The following is a 17,118-nucleotide window of genomic DNA, read 5'->3' as shown; positions in this document are numbered from 1 at the left end:
ACGGAGGGTTACAGACAAGACAGGGTTGTCTCCCAAAAAATGACGTCGCTGCAGGCCGCGGTTTTATTGGGCTTGAGCCGTGCGTCATTTTTTTGAAGCGGAATTTGTTACTGACTGCGCGACAGGCGCGCATTGCTACGGGAGGCACTCAGCGGCATAATGTAGCCCCTTTTTTCTGCCCCTACATGTGGAAGGTTCCCGTGACTCAGAAGCCCGACCAGTGTCTTGGTGAATGGATCGACCGTGAAGCACTCGCAGAAGCGATGATTCCGCTTATCGGTCAGCTCTACCGCAATAACAACGTGGTGAGCTCGATCTATGGCCGCAGTCTGATCAACCAGTCTGTCATCGCGATTCTCAAAGCTCACCGCTTTGCTCGCCATCGCCAGTCCGATGACAGCGAATTGTCCGTCCACGAAACATTCCCGCTGCTCAAGGCAATGAGCGAGCTCAAGCTCGGCGCTGCCTCGGTAGATCTGGGCAAGCTTGCAGTCAAGTTCAAGGCTGAAGGCAATGGCCGCACCGCCGAGCAGTTCGTCCGTGAAGAACTGGCTGACGTCGTTGGTCAGCAAAATGTTTCCGCCCGCAAAGGCACCGACGTTGTTCTGTACGGCTTCGGTCGTATCGGTCGTCTGCTGGCGCGCATCCTGATCGAGAAAACCGGTGGTGGCGACGGCCTGCGTCTGCGCGCCATCGTTGTCCGCAAGGGCGCCGAGAACGATCTGGTCAAGCGTGCCAGCCTGCTGCGTCGCGACTCGGTGCACGGTTCGTTCAATGGCACCATCACCATTGATGAAGCCAATAACACCATCACCGCCAACGGCAACCTGATCCAGGTTATCTACGCGAAAAACCCGACTGAAGTGGACTACACCCAGTACGGCATCAAAGACGCGCTGCTGGTGGACAACACCGGTGTATGGCGTGACGCCGACGGTCTGGGCCAGCACTTGGCTTGCCCGGGTATCGATCGCGTTGTTCTGACCGCGCCTGGCAAAGGCAAACTGAAGAACATCGTTCACGGCATCAACCACGGTGAAATCACCGCTGATGACAAGATCGTTTCCGCGGCTTCCTGCACCACCAACGCCATCGTGCCGGTGCTCAAAGCCGTCAACGACAAGTTCGGCATCATCAATGGTCACGTTGAAACGGTTCACTCGTACACCAACGACCAGAACCTGATCGACAACTTCCATAAAGGCGATCGCCGTGGCCGTAGCGCCGCGTTGAACATGGTAATCACCGAGACCGGTGCTGCCACCGCTGCTGCCAAGGCTTTGCCTGAGCTGGCCGGCAAGCTGACCGGTAACGCGATCCGCGTTCCGACGCCTAACGTGTCGATGGCCATTCTCAACCTGAACCTTGAGAAAGCCGCCACCCGTGAAGAGATGAACGAGTACCTGCGCTACATGGCGCTGCACTCCGATCTGCATAAGCAAATCGACTACGTCAATTCGCAGGAAGTGGTTTCCACCGACTTCGTTGGCTCGCGCCACGCAGGCGTGGTGGACGCTGAAGCAACCATCAGCCAAGACAACCGCGTTGTTCTGTACGTTTGGTACGACAACGAATTCGGTTACAGCTGCCAGGTGGTTCGCGTGATGGAAGACATGGCCGGTGTAAACCCGCCTGCATTCCCGCGCTAAGCGTTAGCTGCACATGAGAGCGCCCCGACTTTGGTCGGGGCGTTTTTGTTTGTGCGGTGATCATTTTGCGATCTTGCCGGTGCGATAAACCGGGGGAGCGGGCCCGCTCCCGTATTTCTATCGCATAATGGCGGACCTTGACGTTGTGTCGGGTGGTGGCTCAGGAGAGGCAGGATTTGTCGAGCGAGTGGAAGGTTTTGTTCCTGGTCCTGATGGGCATGTTGTCTGGCTGTGACAACGGCGATTCGATGGAAAGCTTCGGCGGCCCGACCATGGGCAGCAAGTATTCGATCAAGTACCTGCGCCATGCCGGGCTTCCCGCCCCGACCGAGGTCCGTGTCCAGGTCGAAAAGATCCTTGCTGAAGTCGATCAACAAATGTCGACTTACCGCAGCGACTCCGACATCGAACGCTTCAACGATCTACCCGCCAACCGCTGTCAGAAAATGCCTGCGCCGATCCTCAAACTGGTGCGTGTCGGTGAGCGTCTGTCTGAGCAAAGCGAAGGCTCCTACGACCTGACCGTGGAGCCGCTGCTCAATCTCTGGGGCTTCGGTCCGCAGGCTCGTAATGAGAAAGTCCCTGCCGCCCAGGCACTGGCCGAAGTCAGGCGGCGAGTCGGTTACCAGCACCTGCGTATCGATGGCGATCAGTTGTGCAAGGACGCCGCGGTCGAGGTCGACTTCAACAGCATCGCCGCCGGCTACGCAGTCGACACGATTACCGCAAAACTCGAAGCAATGGGTATCCATAACTACCTCGCCGAAGCCACCGGCGAACTCAAGGCCGCCGGCAAGAAACTCGACGGTTCACCGTGGCGCGTCGCCCTGGAAGAACCCCGCGACGACCAGCAAGTGGCCGAGCGCATCATCGCCGTCGACGGCTATGGCGTTTCCACTTCCGGCGACTACCGCAACTATTTCGAGCAGGACGGTCGGCGTTATTCCCACACCTTCGATGCCCGTACCGGGGCGCCGGTCCTACACACCCTGGCGTCAGTCACGGTGATTCATCCTTCAGCGTTGATGGCCGATGGCCTATCGACGCTGTTGCTGATTCTGGGGCCCGAAAGGGGTTGGGACTATGCCCAAACGTATGACATCGGTGCATTCTTTGTGATTCGTGCCGATACAGGTTTCATCACACGAACCACGCAGGCTTTTGAACGCCTGAGTGGCGGTAAAACCGAGTGATCACGGCGATTCAAGCCGCAAAGACTGGCGTTGTAGTGCAGGCAAAACTAGCCTACGACGCGACCAAGGGTTAATGTGCGCGGCGTTGACGCTTATATAGACTGTGTCCGGGTTCTGTACTGGCCCCAAATTGTTCCTTCACGCCGCAGATCGGCGTGATTTAGCCGCAGGTGCCGAGGGCGCCGCGGCCTGTTCTGAGGAGTATGCATGGCTGTCTACAACTACGACGTGGTGGTGCTGGGTTCCGGCCCTGCGGGAGAAGGCGCGGCAATGAACGCCGCCAAAGCAGGGCGCAAGGTGGCGATGGTCGATAGCCGTCGCCAGGTCGGCGGCAACTGCACCCACCTGGGTACCATCCCGTCCAAGGCACTGCGTCACTCGGTCCGGCAGATCATGCAGTTCAACACCAACCCGATGTTCCGGGCCATTGGTGAGCCACGCTGGTTCTCGTTTCCGGACGTGTTGAAAAGCGCTGAAAAAGTTATCTCCAAACAAGTCGCTTCGCGCACCGGCTACTACGCCCGTAACCGCGTCGACGTGTTCTTCGGCACCGGCAGCTTCGCCGACGAGCAAACCATCGAAGTGGTCTGCGCCAACGGCGTGGTCGAAAAACTGGTGGCCAAGCACATCATCATCGCCACCGGCTCGCGCCCTTATCGTCCGGCGGACATCGATTTCCATCACCCGCGTATCTACGATAGCGACACCATCCTCAGCCTCGGTCACACCCCGCGCAAACTCATTGTTTACGGCGCCGGCGTGATCGGTTGTGAGTACGCGTCGATCTTCAGCGGTCTGGGTGTACTGGTTGAACTGGTGGATAACCGCGGTCAGTTGCTGAGCTTCCTCGACTCGGAAATTTCCCAGGCCCTGAGCTATCACTTCAGCAACAACAACATCACGGTTCGCCACAACGAAGACTACGACCGCGTCGAAGGCGTGGACAACGGCGTGATCCTGCACCTCAAGTCCGGCAAGAAGATCAAGGCCGACGCCTTGCTCTGGTGCAACGGCCGTACCGGCAACACCGATCAGTTGGGTCTGGAAAACGTCGGCGTGAAGGTCAACAGTCGTGGCCAGATCGAAGTGGACGAGGCCTACCGTACCTGCAAGCCGAACATCTACGGTGCCGGTGACGTGATTGGTTGGCCGAGCCTGGCCAGTGCTGCTCACGACCAGGGTCGTTCGGCCGCTGGCAGCATCGTTGATAACAATAGCTGGCGCTTCGTCAACGACGTGCCGACCGGCATCTACACCATTCCAGAGATCAGCTCGATCGGCAAGAACGAGCAGGAGCTGACTCAGGCCAAGGTGCCGTACGAAGTGGGCAAGGCGTTCTTCAAGGGCATGGCGCGTGCACAGATCGCCGGCGAGCCTCAGGGCATGCTGAAGATTCTGTTCCACCGCGAGACCCTGGAAGTGCTGGGCGTTCACTGCTTCGGTTATCAGGCGTCGGAGATCGTTCATATCGGTCAGGCGATCATGAACCAGCCGGGCGAACTGAACACGCTGAAGTACTTCGTCAACACGACGTTCAACTACCCGACCATGGCCGAAGCCTATCGGGTAGCGGCGTACGATGGCCTCAACCGGCTTTTTTGAGTGGCTCCGGCCGGTGGCCTGAGCCGGCCGGGGAGACCGATTTCAGCAATTCTCGAGCGTGGCGCTGGCCAAACCGGGAAAGTCTGTAATCAGGCTGTCAACGCCGAAGTCGGCGAGTCTGCGCATTAGCGCGGGCTCGTTGACTGTCCATACCGACACATGCAGCCCCTGACGCTGCGCCTTCTGCAGGCGTTCCGGCGTACACAGGGTCCAGTTCAGCGCCAGAATCTCACAGCCATAGCTTTGCGCGACCTTCAACGGGTCGAGCCAGGCGTACTCGGCCACCAGTCCGCGAGACACATCCGGCACGAAGTCCAGCGCGGCTTTCAATACTTCCCGCGAACTCGACGTGATCGTGACCTTGTCGAGCAGGCCGAAACGCTGAGCCATTTCTCGAATCGCCAGCACGGTAGTCGCAGCGCGGGTGCGTGAAGCGCTTTTGACTTCCAGTTGCCAGTGCTCGAAATCGCATTTCTCGAACAGTTGTTCCAGTGTTGGAATCGGGCACGGTTTGATCCAGCCTGGTCCGCCAGTGCGTGCGTCGTAGGTCACCAGCTCGGCCGCCGTGTGCTCGACGACTTTGCCGCGACGGTCAGTGGTGCGCTTGAGTGTCGGGTCGTGGATGACCATCAACTCGCCGTCCATGGACAGGTGCAAGTCCAGTTCGCAGCGGCGCACGCCGTGCTTGAGGCATTGCTGAAAGCTGGTCAGCGTGTTTTCCGGTGCTTCGCCCTTGGCGCCGCGATGGCCGTAGATGAGAGTCACGGTTCTTCCTTAATTTAAATGCCTGATTCGTTTTGTTCGCGGGCCAGACGTCGTTCCTGAGCCTGCTTCTGAAAAATGTAGCGGGCCAGCAATTGGCGCTGGGCATCGGTCGGGTATTCGAACTCGGTGCCGACGTCGTAGCCGTCGCCTTTGCGATCGCAATGGGTGACGCGAGCCCGCAACAAGAGTCCGAGGGCTTGCGGCATCAGCACCAGTTTGACCGACAGGTGCGTGCCCTCGGCAATGGGCGTCGGATGCTGAAATTCGATCCCGCCTTCGGAAATGATCACCGGCTGCGGCTCGCCGATCTGTCCGAGCACGGTGATTGCGATCACCTGGCTCAGTAAGTCGATGCGTTTATTCTGGGATTTCAGGAATGCGGCGAGATTCCGGTCGCGCTCACTGATCTGGCGCAACAGGTGTTGTGACTCGAATTCGCTCAGGTGCAGCTCGCTGAGCAAGTTGAACAGTGGGGAAGCATCCTGCAACACATCCTGGCCTGCGGCTTCGGGTGCGGACAGGGGCCGAATTTCCAGTGCGATCATGTCCTCGATACGGTAGTATTCGCGGCGATCTTCTTCATCTAATGTCGACATGGCGAACCCATGGTAGCGGCGGTGGTCTGAGTGTAAAGCTGGTTACCGACCCCCGCCACAAGGACGTTCCTTTTCCCTCCGAACAAGCCCCGACATGTTCAGACCTCTCTTCGTATTTATTGGCACGCGTTATACCCGTGCAAAGCGTCGCAATCATTTTGTGTCGTTCATTTCCCTGACTTCAATGATCGGACTCGCCCTCGGCGTGGTCGTGATGATTGTCGTGCTGTCGGTCATGAACGGCTTCGATCATGAGATGCGCACCCGTGTGCTGGGCATGGTGCCCCACGCGACCATCGAGTCCGGTGAACCGATCAGCGACTGGAAAAGCCTGGCCGCCAAGGTCAAGCAGAACCCGCAGGTGACGGCCGTGGCGCCGTTTACCCAGATGCAGGGTTTGCTGACCAACAACGGCAAGGTTTCCAAAGTCCTGCTCAATGCCATCGACCCTGCGCTGGAACGGCAGGTCTCGATCATTGATAACTTCATGCAGCAGGGCAAACTCGATGACCTGGCGCCGGGCAGTTTCGGCATCGTCATCGGTGACAAGGCTGCGGCCAAGTTGGGTGCGGCGATCGGCGACAAACTGACGTTTGTGGCGCCGGAAGTCACCGTGACCCCGGCCGGGATGTTCCCGCGCATGAAACGCTTTACCGTGGTCGGCATCTTCCATGTCGGCGCCGGTGAGCTGGACGGCTACCTGGGCATCACCAATCTGCAGGATCTGGCCAAGCTGCATCGCTGGAAACCGGATCAGGTCCAGGGCATCCGCCTGAAGTTTGACGACCTGTTCCAGGCACCGCGCGTGGCGTGGAGCATCGCCCAGCAACTCGGCGAAGACCATTTCTATGCCCGCGACTGGACGCGTACCCACGGCAATCTGTATCAGGCAATCCGCATGGAAAAAGCCATGATCGGTCTGCTGTTGCTGCTGATCGTCGCCGTCGCTGCGTTCAACATTATTTCCACGCTGGTGATGGTGGTGAACGACAAGAAGGGCGACATCGCGATTCTGCGCACCCTTGGTTCCACACCGGGGCAGATCATGGCGATCTTCATGGTCCAGGGCACGGTCATTGGAGTGATCGGTACGCTGATCGGCGCTGTGGTCGGGATCTTCGCCGCGTTGAACGTCAGCGCCGCGATCTCGGTCCTCGAAGGGCTGATCGGGCACAAATTCCTGAATGCCGACGTGTACTTCATCGATTACCTGCCGTCGCAAGTTCAGAGCCAGGATGTGTTGATGGTCTGCGCCGCCGCGTTGGTCCTGAGTTTCCTCGCCACCCTGTATCCAGCCTGGCGTGCCGCGCGCACCCAGCCTGCGGAGGCGCTACGTTATGAGTGAGTTGGGCATGAGTGATAAAGCAATCTTGAGTTGCCGCAACCTGGGCAAATCCTACGAGGAAGGTCCGGAATCGGTAGAAGTACTGGCCGGTCTGCAACTGGAGCTGCACCCGGGTGAGCGCGTGGCGATTGTCGGTACGTCGGGCTCGGGTAAAAGTACCTTGCTCAATCTGCTGGGCGGCCTCGATACACCCACCAAGGGCAGCGTCTGGCTGGCCGGTGAAGAGCTGTCGGCGCTGAACGAAAAAGCTCGCGGTTTGCTGCGCAATCGGTCGCTGGGTTTCGTTTACCAGTTCCACCACTTGCTGCCGGAATTCACCGCGCTGGAAAATGTCTGCATGCCGCTGCTGATCGGCAAGACGGCTATCCCGGAAGCGCGTCAGCGTGCGACGGCATTGTTGGAGCGGGTAGGGCTGGGCCATCGTCTGGAACACAAACCGGCCGAATTGTCCGGTGGTGAACGTCAGCGTGTGGCCATCGCCCGCGCCCTGGTGAACAAGCCAGGCCTGGTGATGCTCGACGAGCCTACTGGCAACCTCGACTCCCACACCGCCCAGGGCATTCAGGATTTGATGCTGGAACTCAGCACTTCGATGCGCACGGCGTTCCTGGTGGTGACTCACGACATGAACCTGGCCCGCCAGATGGATCGCGTCCTGCATTTGCAGGAAGGTTACCTGACGCCCATCTGATTGGCCGAAACCCGGCGTACTGAACAGTACGTCGGGTCTTTTATTTTTATACGGTGCCCAGCGAATGTTCAGACCGTTATCGATCTTTATCGGCGCGCGCTATACCCGTGCCAAGCGCCGCAATCGCTTTGTTTCCTTCATCTCGATGACCTCGATGATCGGCCTCGCCCTGGGTGTGCTGGCGATGATCGTGGTCCTGTCGGTGATGAACGGCTTCCAGCGCGAAATGAGCTCGCGCATCCTCGGCATGGTGCCTCACGCGACTATCGTCGGTGTCAATCCGATCGACGATTGGCAGCCCGTCGCCGCTGCGGCCATGAAGAATCCTGAAGTGACGGCCGCCGTGCCGTTCACCGAGATGGAAGGCATGCTGTCCTACAAGGGGACGATGCAGCCAATCCAGGTCAGCGGCGTTGATCCGGCGCTGGAAGGCAAGGTGTCGATCGTTGCCCAGCACATCGTTCAGGGGCGTCTCGATGCCTTGAAACCGGGTGAGTTCGGCGTGGTGATCGGCGAGATCACTGCACGCCGCTTCCGCTTGAACGTCGGCGACAAGATCACCCTGATCGTGCCGGAAGTCAGCACCGCACCGGGCGGCATTACCCCGCGCATGCAGCGGTTGAACGTGGTCGGCGTGTTCAAGGTCGGCGCCGAGCTGGACGGTTCCATGGCGCTGATCCACATGGCCGATGCCGCGCAGATGCAGCACTGGGCGCCGAATCAAGTGCAAAGCGTGCGTTTGGCGGTGAAGGATTTGTACGCAGCGCCGAAGGTTTCCAGCGATATCGCTGGCGGGCTGGGCACCGCTTACAAGGCTGATGACTGGACTCACACACAGGGCAGTCTGTTCAGTGCGATGAAGATGGAAAAAACCATGATCGGTTTGCTGTTGCTGATGATCGTCGCCGTGGCGGCGTTCAACATCATCGCAACCCTGATCATGGTGGTGAACGACAAGGGCGCGGACATCGCAATCCTGCGTACCATCGGCGCTACGCCGCGGCAGATCATGGCGATCTTCATGGTGCAGGGCACCGTGATCGGGGTTGTCGGTACGTTGATTGGTGGCGTGCTCGGCGTGATTGCCGCGCTGAACGTCAGTGAGCTGGTGGGCTGGATGGAGCGGGTCAGCGGGCAGCACATCTTCAGTTCCGACGTGTACTTCGTCAGTAACTTGCCGTCCGAACTGCAGGGGGCGGATGTGGTGTTGATCTGCTCCGCCGGGTTCATTCTGAGCTTCCTCGCCACCGTTTACCCGGCATTGCGTGCGGCGAAAGTCGAGCCGGCTACCGCATTGCGGTATTCGTAAGCCGTTACACCGCTATCGCGAGCAAGCTCGCTCCCACACTTGACCGAGTTGACTCAGATCTAATGTGGGAGCGAGCTTGCTCCGGGCGGCGTTCCGACGATGAGGCCAGACCTGCTGGCCTCAATCTCCCTTGGGCAATTCGATCACAAACCGCGTCCACCCGTTATCCGATTCGCAACGAATCTGCCCGCCATGGGCGCGGATGATTGACTGAGTGATCGCCAACCCCAATCCCGCATGTTCACTACTGCCTTCCTGGCGCGCCGGATCAGCCCGGTAGAATCGATCAAATAATCGCGGCAGCAACGCCCCGTCAATTCCGTCGCCGCTGTTCTCGACCGTCAGGCTCAATCCCTTGGGCTGTTCAACAATCCGCACCCGAACCTCGCCTTTGACCGGCGTAAACCGCAACGCATTGTCCAGCAAATTGGACAGCGCCCGCCGCAACATGCTGCGATCACCTTCCATGCGCGCACTGCCCTCACGACTCAACCTGACCTGAGCGTCCTCCGCCAGCGGCGCAAAAAACTCCAGCAACAGATCCGCTTCTTCCGCCAGCTCCAGCGGTTCGCGCTTGGGCATCAACAACCCGTGGTCAGCCTTGGCGAGGTACAACATATCGTTGACCAGTTGCGCCATCCATTGCAGTTCTTCGAGGTTGCTGTGCAGTGCTTCGCGGTAATCCTCAATGGGGCGTGGGCGGGTGAGGGTGACCTGGGTGTGGGTCAGCAGGTTCGACAACGGCGTGCGCAATTCATGGGCGATGTCGGCGGAGAAGGCCGAGAGCCGCTGAAAAGAGTCGTCGAGGCGTCCGAGCATGGCGTTGAAGTTGTGGGCCATTTCCGCGAGTTCTGGCGGCATGTTTTCTTCGGGCAGGCGTGCATTGAGCGATTGCGCTGAAACGCCGCTGGCAACCGCACTCATGCGCAGCAACGGGCGCAACCCGCTGCGCGCTGCCCAGGCACCGAGCAGGGCGGTGGCCAGTGCCGACAAGCCGACCGTCAACCAGATCAGGTGCTGCATGCGTTGCAGAAAGTGCTGGTGATGGGTGATGTCCAGCAGCAAGGTCAGCTGCGGCGAATCTGGTTTGTCGAGGTACAACGGCGCGTTGAGGACGCGGTAGTCGGTACCGTCGCTGCTCACCGTGGACAAACCCGGTTGGGTCGGCAACGCCTGGGGCAGGCTTGTTGAACTGTCATACCAGCGCTTGCCGTCGCTGCCGGTGATCCGCAGCGACAGATCGGCCTGTCGGCTCAATTCATCGGCCAGTTTGACTTCGCTTTCACTCGACTGAATGTCATGAAGTGCCCGACGCAAACCAATCAACTTGCCGTCCAGCAACTGCTGATCGAGTTCAACGAAATGCGCTTCACTGGCCCGGCTGAACAACACCCCGGCGAACAGCGACACCACGGCGGTGCACGCCGCAAACAGCAGCGCCAGACGGCTGCTTAACGAAAGTCGGCGCATCAGGCGGGGCGCTCTTCAAGGACGTAACCCATGCCACGCACGGTGTGAATCAGCTTGTTGGGGAATTCATCGTCGATCTTCAGGCGCAAACGACGGATTGCCACCTCGATGACATTGGTGTCACTGTCGAAATTCATGTCCCAGACCTGGGAAGCGATCAACGATTTTGGCAGGACTTCGCCTTGCCTGCGCAGGAGCATTTCCAGCAGGGCGAACTCCTTGGCCGTCAGGTCGATGCGCTGACCGCTGCGTTCGACCCGCCGGCGGATCAGGTCCAGACGCAAGTCTGCCAGTTGCAGGCTGGTTTCCTGAGGTGTGGCGTTACCACGGCGCAACAGGCTTCGGACCCGGGCCAGCAGTTCGGAGAAGGCGAAAGGCTTGACCAGGTAGTCGTCGGCGCCCAGTTCGAGGCCGTGGACCCTGTCCTCCACCGCGTCTCGCGCTGTCAGAAACAGTACCGGCGTGTCGAGGCCGGCACCGCGCACCGCTTGCAGAATCTGCCAGCCATCGCGACCGGGCAGCATCACATCGAGGATCAACAGCGCGTAATCGCCGGTCAGCGCCAGTTGCTGGCCGGTGCTGCCGTCCGCCACCAGTTCAGTATTGAAACCGGCCTCGGTCAGGCCTTGGCGCAGGTAGTGGCCGGTTTTCGGTTGGTCTTCGACGATCAGCAGTTTCATGGGCGACTCGAGGCAAATGGAACGAACGCTTTATACCGTGGGCAGCGTGAGTACAGGTCAACCTGACAAAGTTGTAATCTGGCTGTCAGGTTGTGGGCAGTCGCAGCAGTTTAGAGTTTTCCACAGGCCGAACCTTATCTTGTTGGAGTACGACTATGTTTTTGCGCAATTCACTGGTGCGCGTCGCGTGTTTGCTGGCGCTGAGCTCGCCGGCGTGGGCTGCCCCGGCGCATACCTACGACTTCGGCCAACCGGCCCCGGCGGCCAAGGCGACTCGCAGCGTTGAAGTCGTCATGGGCGACATGTCGTTCACGCCCAAGGCGATTGATATCAAGGCCGGTGAGACGGTTCGTTTTGTGTTGGTGAATAAAGGGCAGTTGTTGCACGAATTCAACCTCGGTGACGCGGCAATGCATGCCAAACATCAGCAGGAAATGATGAAGATGCAGCAGGGCGGCATGCTGATGCCTACAGGCATGAAGGAAATGGACCACGGCGCCATGGCCGGTATGGAGCATGGAATGAAACACGACGACCCCAACAGTGTTCTCGTCGAACCGGGCAAAACCGCCGAGCTGACCTGGACCTTCACCAAGGCCACCAACCTGGAATTTGCCTGCAACATCCCCGGTCATTACCAGGCCGGGATGGTCGGCAAGTTGACTGTCAGTCAGTAAGCACTCAAAGGCGGGAGCAAAGGCTGTTAGAATCCGCTGATTCTTCAGTCAGGTTTCCGCCATGCATCCCGCAGCCGAACACTCGCCGCTGGGCAAATCCAGCGAATACATCGCCACCTACACGCCGTCCTTGCTGTTCCCGATCCCGCGCACCGCGAAATGGGCCGAGCTGGGCCTGACGGCTGAAACCCTGCCGTACAAGGGCGTGGATTTCTGGAATTGCTTCGAGCTGTCGTGGCTGTTGCCGTCCGGCAAGCCAGTGGTGGCGATCGGCGAGTTCACTATCCCGGCGGATTCGCCGAATATCATCGAATCGAAGTCGTTCAAGCTGTACCTCAACTCCCTGAACCAGACACCGTTTGCCGACACCGCGAGCCTTGAAGCGACGTTGGCGAAAGACCTGTCGGCCGCTGCCGGTAAACCGGTCGGCGTGCGGATACGCAGCCTGAAGGACGTCGAGGCTGAAGGCGTCGTGGCGTTGCCGGGCGTGTGCATTGATGATCTGGACATCAGCGTCAGTAACTATGAGCGTCCGCGCCCGGAGCTGCTGCGTTGCGATGAATCGCGCATCGTGGAGGAGCGCGTGCACAGTCATTTGCTCAAATCCAACTGCCCGGTCACCAGTCAGCCGGACTGGGGCAGCGTGGCGGTGGAGTACCGTGGTGCAGCGCTGGATCACGCGAGTTTGCTGGAATACATCGTGAGCTTCCGTCAGCACTCCGACTTCCATGAGCAGTGCGTAGAGCGGATCTTTCTCGACCTGCAACGGTTGTTGAAACCGGAGAAATTGACGGTGTATGCGCGGTATGTACGGCGCGGTGGGTTGGACATCAACCCGTATCGCAGCACTGAAACCGTTCAACTGCCAAACCATCGTCTGGTTCGCCAATGAAGATCTAATGTGGGAGCGAGCTTGCTCGCGATGACTGAGTGTCAGCCAACATCAATGTTGAATGTGCCGGCCTCATCGCGAGCAAGCTCGCTCCCACTGGGGATTGCATTGCAAGTCGCAGACAATAAAAAGCCCCGCTATTGATAGCGGGGCTTTTTTGTATCTGATGGGTTCAGATCCCCATGTTGGCCAGGGCTTGCACGATGTTACGCAAGGTGCCAGCAAGGGTCGGGTGTTCGATTTCGAAGCGTTCGACGGCCAGGTTCACATTGTCAGCGAGGCTGGAGTCCTGGGTTTTTGTTTCGAGCTCCAGTTCCAGTTCGATCTGTTGCATTAGCGCGTGCAGGTCTTCGCGCTCGGCTTCGGTCAGCGGTGGATTCTGTTCCAATTGCTCGCGCAGAGTATTGAGCTGTTGTTGCAGTTCGCGGGCAGGCATGGCGTTCTTCCTTTTATCGATAGGCACTGGCATAGACCGCAGCAGCACGCCAAAGGTCTATGGCTTGACCTTTAGATTAATCCACTCGCGCGCAACCTGCATGATCTCGATCAGGGCTTTTCGCCCTTGAGCCGGCGCAGGCTGATGTCGGCCAGGCAGGTGTCGAGTTCACCGAGGTGATCGATGACCGAATGCACACCCAGACCAAACAGTTCCATTGTTGCCTTGCCGCGTTTGAATTCCCGTTCCTGCTGAGTCAGCGCCTGCCATTCGTTGGGCGCCAGGCCGCAGAGTGAGCCGCAGGACGCCAGCCCAATCGTCCACAATCCGGCATTGAGCCCCGCTTGCAGCAATCGCGGTTCGCCGCTGACCAGCACGCAACCCTCCAGTCGTTCAACATTCAACGTCATCAAGGCTTGCCAGCAGGCGTGCGGTGCCGGCCATGGGATGTTTGTTTCGGGGTGTTGCGAGGGTTTGATCCATGAAGGCAAGGCAGCGGCCAGGGAATGGCTGAGGGCAGGGGGGAGTTCATCGAGCCAGGCGCAGGGGATCTGCTGCTGCTGCAAGCTGCGCAGGCTATCCAGTGCGCCGGGCGTGGCCTCGGCGTGAATGGCAGAGGGGATGCCCTGTGCGCGGGCACCGAAATCCACCAGGCAACCACTGAGGCCGAACAGGACGGCGGTCAGGCTGGGTGCAATGTGGGGCAAGGTTTCGGCGTGCGGCATATCAACGTCCCTGAAATAGCCTCAAGGCTAGGGGGCAACGGTGACAGTTGAGTGACACTGATGTGAATCGATCACAATCATCACGAATGATCCGCAGGCTGCGTTGCAGCGGAGCTGCCTAAAGCGGCTTTTCCGTCTTATACTAGCCCGCTTAACGCTTGGGCCAAGCGCCCGCGCCAGTACAATCCAAGGAGTTTTCTATGCGCTGGAGCAATCAACTAGCTCAGTTTTGTGTGTTTACCAGCGTATTGCTGGTTCCGTTCGTTGCCCAGGCAGCCTCGGAAGATGACCCTTGGGAAAGCATCAACCGCCCGATCTACAAGTTCAACGATGTGCTCGACACCTATGCGCTGAAGCCTTTGGCCCAGGGCTATCAGTTCGTGACGCCGCAATTCCTTGAAGACGGCATCCACAACATGTTCCGCAACGTCGGTGAAGTCACCAACCTTGCCAACGATATCTTGCAGGCCAAACCGGCCGCCGCTGGCGTCGACACCGCACGCTTGATCTTCAACACCACCTTCGGCCTGCTGGGCTTCTTCGATGTGGGCACCAAGATGGGCCTGCAACGCAATGACGAAGATTTCGGCCAGACCCTCGGCTACTGGGGCGTAGGCAGCGGCCCATACGTGATGCTGCCGCTTCTGGGCCCAAGCACCCTGCGTGACGCGCCGTCCAAGTATGTCGACGGCTACACCGGCCCGTACCCGTACATTAACGACGTGCCCGTGCGTAACTCGATCTTCGGCCTGAACATCATCGACACCCGCGCCAGTCTGCTGTCGAGCGAGAAGCTGATCACCGGCGACAAGTACACCTTCATCCGCAATGCGTACTTGCAGAACCGCGAATTCAAAGTCAAAGACGGCCAGGTCGAAGATGATTTTTGATTTCGACCGGTAAAACGATGAAGGCGGCCAGTGGGCCGCCTTCTTTCGTTTGGCTTCCGGGACCGTTTTGACTCATGGGTTTGGACCTTCCATTACGTTACGGTTTTGCCTGTTCTTATAACTCCCGGTGATTTGAAATCGAAAGACGTCAAGCGACCATCGGCGTGAGCTTGAAACGCCCCGCGGATGGGAGTACCGTCTGCGCCTTAGAAGGGCACCTCTGGTGTACCTGTGTGTAGGGCAAATGCTCGAAAACAGTGCAGTAGAGAGGCTAGAAAGCGAATCCAGTAGTGTGAGCCGGGACAAAGCCCCTGCCTGCTACGCCAACCTAATTCTGGCGCCGTTTGCCCACATGCCAAAAACCAGTGCCACGCTGCTGATAATCGATGATGACGAAGTAGTGCGCGCGAGCCTCGCCGCCTATTTGGAAGACAGTGGTTTCAGCGTCTTGCAGGCCAGCAATGGCCAGCAGGGTCTTCAGGTATTCGAGCAAGACAAGCCCGACTTGGTCATCTGCGATCTGCGCATGCCACAGATGGGCGGACTCGAACTCATTCGCCAGGTCACCGAGCTGTCACCCCAAACCCCGGTGATCGTGGTTTCGGGCGCCGGCGTGATGAACGACGCGGTCGAGGCCCTGCGCCTGGGCGCGGCGGACTACCTGATCAAGCCTCTCGAAGATCTGGCTGTGCTCGAGCACTCTGTGCGCCGGGCCCTGGATCGTGCGCGCCTGCTGCTGGAAAACCAGCGCTACCGCGAGAAGCTGGAAAAGGCCAACCGCGAGCTCGCCGCCAGCCTGAACCTGCTCCAGGAAGACCAGAACGCCGGTCGCCAGGTGCAGATGAACATGCTGCCGGTCAGCCCCTGGACCATCGACGAGTTCCAGTTTGCCCACCAGATCATCCCTTCGCTGTACCTGTCGGGTGACTTCGTCGACTACTTTCGGGTCGACGAGCGTCGGGTAGCCTTCTACCTGGCGGACGTTTCCGGTCATGGCGCCTCTTCAGCCTTCGTTACCGTACTGCTGAAGTTCATGACCACGCGCTTGCTGTTCGAGTCCAAGCGCAGCGGTACATTGCCGGAATTCAAGCCTTCAGAGGTCCTTGGTCATATCAACCGAGGCCTGATCAGTTGTAAGCTGGGCAAACACGTCACAATGGTCGGTGGAGTCATCGACGAGGAGACAGGTTTGTTGACCTATAGCATCGGTGGTCATTTGCCGTTGCCTGTGTTGTACACGCCAGACAGTGTTCGTTATCTGGAAGGGCGTGGTCTGCCGGTGGGCCTCTTCAATGAAGCCACCTACGAAGACCACGTGCTGGAGCTGCCGCCGACGTTCAGCCTGACGCTGATGTCCGATGGCATTCTGGACCTTTTGCCGGAACCTACACTCAAAGAAAAAGAAGCGGCTTTGCCCCAACGGGTCAAGGCAGCGGGCGGCAGCCTGGATGGTCTGCGGCAGGTTTTTGGATTGGCCACGCTAGGGGAGATGCCGGATGATATCGCCCTGTTGGTGTTGAGCAGGAATCTTTAATGAGTACCGGTAGAATCCAGTTCGCCGAGCAGGATGGCACCTTCGTCCTGAAGTTCGTCGGTGAAGTTCGCCTGACCCTGTGTTCGGCGTTGGATGCGACTATTGAGCGGATCTTCACGGCGTTGAACTTCAACGCAATCGTGATCGACCTGACCGAAACCCGCAGCATCGACAGCACCACCCTTGGCCTTTTGGCCAAGCTGTCGATCCTGTCGCGGCAAAAGGTCGGCTTGCTGCCGACCGTCGTCACCACCCACGAAGACATCACCCGTCTGCTGCAGTCCATGGGCTTCGAGCAAGTGTTCAACATCGTTGACCGCCCGATCCCGTGCCCTGAGTGCCTGACCGACCTGCCAGACCAGGATCAGTCCGAAGAAGTGGTGCGGATCAAAGTGCTCGAAGCGCACAAGATCCTCATGGGCCTCAACGACTCCAATCGTGAAGCATTCCATGATCTGGTGAATGCCCTCGAGCGTCACTGATCGCAGGCCCTATCGCAGGCAAGCCAGCTCCCACATAACCTCAGTCGTAAACACTATCGCGATCCATCACAAATCCCCCTGTGGGAGCGGGCTTGCCCGCGATGGCGCCATAACAAGCCCCGCATCCTTCAGTGCGAAGCCCATCCAATACCCAAATTCAACTGTCTAGTCCTGAAATAGGT

Annotated in this window: 17 protein-coding genes; 11 read left to right on the top strand and 6 right to left on the bottom strand. The window is 58.9% G+C overall.

The window, feature by feature from the left end; translation table 11 throughout:
- Window positions 1-185 precede the first annotated feature (185 nt).
- The 3 genes from VD17_RS19740 (at window position 186) to sthA (ending at window position 4,444) form a co-directional block, all read left to right on the top strand.
- Entirely contained in the window at window positions 186-1,649 is a 1,464-nt protein-coding gene (locus VD17_RS19740; protein ID WP_033061910.1) for a glyceraldehyde-3-phosphate dehydrogenase, read from the top strand.
- Window positions 1,650-1,861: 212 nt separating this feature from the next.
- On the top strand, window positions 1,862-2,842 hold the full coding sequence (locus VD17_RS19735; protein WP_046055286.1) for an FAD:protein FMN transferase: 981 nt from the start codon (window positions 1,862-1,864) through the stop codon (window positions 2,840-2,842).
- Between the two features lie 207 nt (window positions 2,843-3,049).
- Complete coding sequence (sthA, locus tag VD17_RS19730) at window positions 3,050-4,444, top strand: Si-specific NAD(P)(+) transhydrogenase (RefSeq protein ID WP_046055269.1); 1,395 nt, start codon at window positions 3,050-3,052, stop codon at window positions 4,442-4,444.
- A gap of 42 nt (window positions 4,445-4,486) precedes the next feature.
- Here the strand turns inward: sthA and VD17_RS19725 are convergent, their stop codons facing one another.
- Complete coding sequence (locus VD17_RS19725) at window positions 4,487-5,209, bottom strand: glycerophosphodiester phosphodiesterase (protein ID WP_046055268.1); 723 nt, start codon at window positions 5,207-5,209, stop codon at window positions 4,487-4,489.
- Window positions 5,210-5,223: 14 nt separating this feature from the next.
- On the bottom strand, window positions 5,224-5,805 hold the full coding sequence (locus VD17_RS19720; protein ID WP_046055267.1) for a PilZ domain-containing protein: 582 nt from the start codon (window positions 5,803-5,805) through the stop codon (window positions 5,224-5,226).
- A gap of 94 nt (window positions 5,806-5,899) precedes the next feature.
- Between VD17_RS19720 and VD17_RS19715 the strand changes: the two genes are divergently transcribed.
- The 3 genes from VD17_RS19715 (at window position 5,900) to VD17_RS19705 (ending at window position 9,150) form a co-directional block, all read left to right on the top strand.
- The gene (locus VD17_RS19715) at window positions 5,900-7,150 is read left to right on the top strand and encodes a lipoprotein-releasing ABC transporter permease subunit (RefSeq protein ID WP_046055266.1); all 1,251 of its coding nucleotides are present in this window, start codon (window positions 5,900-5,902) and stop codon (window positions 7,148-7,150) included.
- A gap of 7 nt (window positions 7,151-7,157) precedes the next feature.
- Window positions 7,158-7,841: a lipoprotein-releasing ABC transporter ATP-binding protein LolD gene (lolD, locus tag VD17_RS19710; protein ID WP_185753189.1), complete on the top strand. Its 684-nt coding sequence runs from the start codon at window positions 7,158-7,160 to the stop codon at window positions 7,839-7,841.
- A 64-nt stretch (window positions 7,842-7,905) separates the two neighbouring features.
- Window positions 7,906-9,150, top strand: a complete 1,245-nt coding sequence (locus VD17_RS19705) for a lipoprotein-releasing ABC transporter permease subunit (RefSeq protein ID WP_046055264.1) — start codon at window positions 7,906-7,908, stop codon at window positions 9,148-9,150.
- A gap of 120 nt (window positions 9,151-9,270) precedes the next feature.
- On the opposite strand, the gene VD17_RS19700 is transcribed toward VD17_RS19705, so the two are convergent.
- Window positions 9,271-10,620 carry a heavy metal sensor histidine kinase gene (locus tag VD17_RS19700; protein ID WP_046055263.1) on the bottom strand — a complete coding sequence of 450 codons (1,350 nt, stop codon included), beginning with the start codon at window positions 10,618-10,620 and terminating at the stop codon, window positions 9,271-9,273.
- Window positions 10,620-11,300, bottom strand: coding sequence for a heavy metal response regulator transcription factor (locus VD17_RS19695; RefSeq protein WP_008151374.1), 681 nt, complete (start codon window positions 11,298-11,300; stop codon window positions 10,620-10,622). The genes VD17_RS19700 and VD17_RS19695 overlap by 1 nt, the downstream gene beginning before the upstream one ends.
- 155 nt (window positions 11,301-11,455) lie before the next feature.
- Here VD17_RS19695 and copI point away from each other — a divergent pair, with 155 nt between their 5' ends.
- Together copI and queF are read left to right on the top strand one after the other, a co-directional pair.
- Window positions 11,456-11,977 (top strand): copper-resistant cuproprotein CopI, encoded by a 522-nt coding sequence (gene copI, locus VD17_RS19690; protein ID WP_046055262.1) that lies wholly within the window; start codon window positions 11,456-11,458, stop codon window positions 11,975-11,977.
- 61 nt (window positions 11,978-12,038) lie between these two features.
- On the top strand, window positions 12,039-12,869 hold the full coding sequence (gene queF / locus VD17_RS19685; RefSeq protein ID WP_046055261.1) for an NADPH-dependent 7-cyano-7-deazaguanine reductase QueF: 831 nt from the start codon (window positions 12,039-12,041) through the stop codon (window positions 12,867-12,869).
- 172 nt (window positions 12,870-13,041) lie between these two features.
- Here the strand turns inward: queF and VD17_RS19680 are convergent, their stop codons facing one another.
- Together VD17_RS19680 and VD17_RS19675 are read right to left on the bottom strand one after the other, a co-directional pair.
- Complete coding sequence (locus VD17_RS19680; protein ID WP_008151367.1) at window positions 13,042-13,305, bottom strand: DUF4404 family protein; 264 nt, start codon at window positions 13,303-13,305, stop codon at window positions 13,042-13,044.
- A gap of 110 nt (window positions 13,306-13,415) precedes the next feature.
- Window positions 13,416-14,030: a hypothetical protein gene (locus VD17_RS19675; RefSeq protein ID WP_046055260.1), complete on the bottom strand. Its 615-nt coding sequence runs from the start codon at window positions 14,028-14,030 to the stop codon at window positions 13,416-13,418.
- 200 nt (window positions 14,031-14,230) lie between these two features.
- Here VD17_RS19675 and VD17_RS19670 point away from each other — a divergent pair, with 200 nt between their 5' ends.
- From VD17_RS19670 to rssC, 3 genes are all read left to right on the top strand, one after another.
- On the top strand, window positions 14,231-14,920 hold the full coding sequence (locus VD17_RS19670; RefSeq protein ID WP_046055259.1) for an MlaA family lipoprotein: 690 nt from the start codon (window positions 14,231-14,233) through the stop codon (window positions 14,918-14,920).
- A gap of 352 nt (window positions 14,921-15,272) precedes the next feature.
- Window positions 15,273-16,454: a two-component system response regulator RssB gene (gene rssB, locus VD17_RS19665; RefSeq protein WP_010456296.1), complete on the top strand. Its 1,182-nt coding sequence runs from the start codon at window positions 15,273-15,275 to the stop codon at window positions 16,452-16,454.
- On the top strand, window positions 16,454-16,936 hold the full coding sequence (gene rssC, locus VD17_RS19660) for an anti-sigma factor antagonist RssC (protein ID WP_007935262.1): 483 nt from the start codon (window positions 16,454-16,456) through the stop codon (window positions 16,934-16,936). Before rssB ends, rssC begins: the two co-directional genes overlap by 1 nt.
- Window positions 16,937-17,118: the final 182 nt, after the last annotated feature.

This window comes from Pseudomonas fluorescens (assembly GCF_000968015.1).
In the GTDB taxonomy this organism is placed as follows: domain Bacteria; phylum Pseudomonadota; class Gammaproteobacteria; order Pseudomonadales; family Pseudomonadaceae; genus Aquipseudomonas; species Aquipseudomonas fluorescens_W.
Note: the sequence above shows the minus strand (reverse complement) of the source record. Positions and strands in the feature narration are given on the sequence as shown.

Coding starts and splice junctions, on each gene's coding strand:
- VD17_RS19680 (WP_008151367.1), bottom strand. CDS start 13,305: ATGCCTGCCCGCGAACTGCAACAACAGCTCAATACTCTGCGCGAGCAA.
- VD17_RS19715 (WP_046055266.1), top strand. CDS start 5,900: ATGTTCAGACCTCTCTTCGTATTTATTGGCACGCGTTATACCCGTGCA.
- VD17_RS19720 (WP_046055267.1), bottom strand. CDS start 5,805: ATGTCGACATTAGATGAAGAAGATCGCCGCGAATACTACCGTATCGAG.
- VD17_RS19735 (WP_046055286.1), top strand. CDS start 1,862: ATGGGCATGTTGTCTGGCTGTGACAACGGCGATTCGATGGAAAGCTTC.
- VD17_RS19670 (WP_046055259.1), top strand. CDS start 14,231: ATGCGCTGGAGCAATCAACTAGCTCAGTTTTGTGTGTTTACCAGCGTA.
- VD17_RS19695 (WP_008151374.1), bottom strand. CDS start 11,300: ATGAAACTGCTGATCGTCGAAGACCAACCGAAAACCGGCCACTACCTG.
- rssB (WP_010456296.1), top strand. CDS start 15,273: ATGCCAAAAACCAGTGCCACGCTGCTGATAATCGATGATGACGAAGTA.
- VD17_RS19740 (WP_033061910.1), top strand. CDS start 186: ATGTGGAAGGTTCCCGTGACTCAGAAGCCCGACCAGTGTCTTGGTGAA.
- lolD (WP_185753189.1), top strand. CDS start 7,158: ATGAGTGATAAAGCAATCTTGAGTTGCCGCAACCTGGGCAAATCCTAC.
- VD17_RS19705 (WP_046055264.1), top strand. CDS start 7,906: ATGTTCAGACCGTTATCGATCTTTATCGGCGCGCGCTATACCCGTGCC.
- VD17_RS19675 (WP_046055260.1), bottom strand. CDS start 14,030: ATGCCGCACGCCGAAACCTTGCCCCACATTGCACCCAGCCTGACCGCC.
- rssC (WP_007935262.1), top strand. CDS start 16,454: ATGAGTACCGGTAGAATCCAGTTCGCCGAGCAGGATGGCACCTTCGTC.
- copI (WP_046055262.1), top strand. CDS start 11,456: ATGTTTTTGCGCAATTCACTGGTGCGCGTCGCGTGTTTGCTGGCGCTG.
- sthA (WP_046055269.1), top strand. CDS start 3,050: ATGGCTGTCTACAACTACGACGTGGTGGTGCTGGGTTCCGGCCCTGCG.
- queF (WP_046055261.1), top strand. CDS start 12,039: ATGCATCCCGCAGCCGAACACTCGCCGCTGGGCAAATCCAGCGAATAC.
- VD17_RS19700 (WP_046055263.1), bottom strand. CDS start 10,620: ATGCGCCGACTTTCGTTAAGCAGCCGTCTGGCGCTGCTGTTTGCGGCG.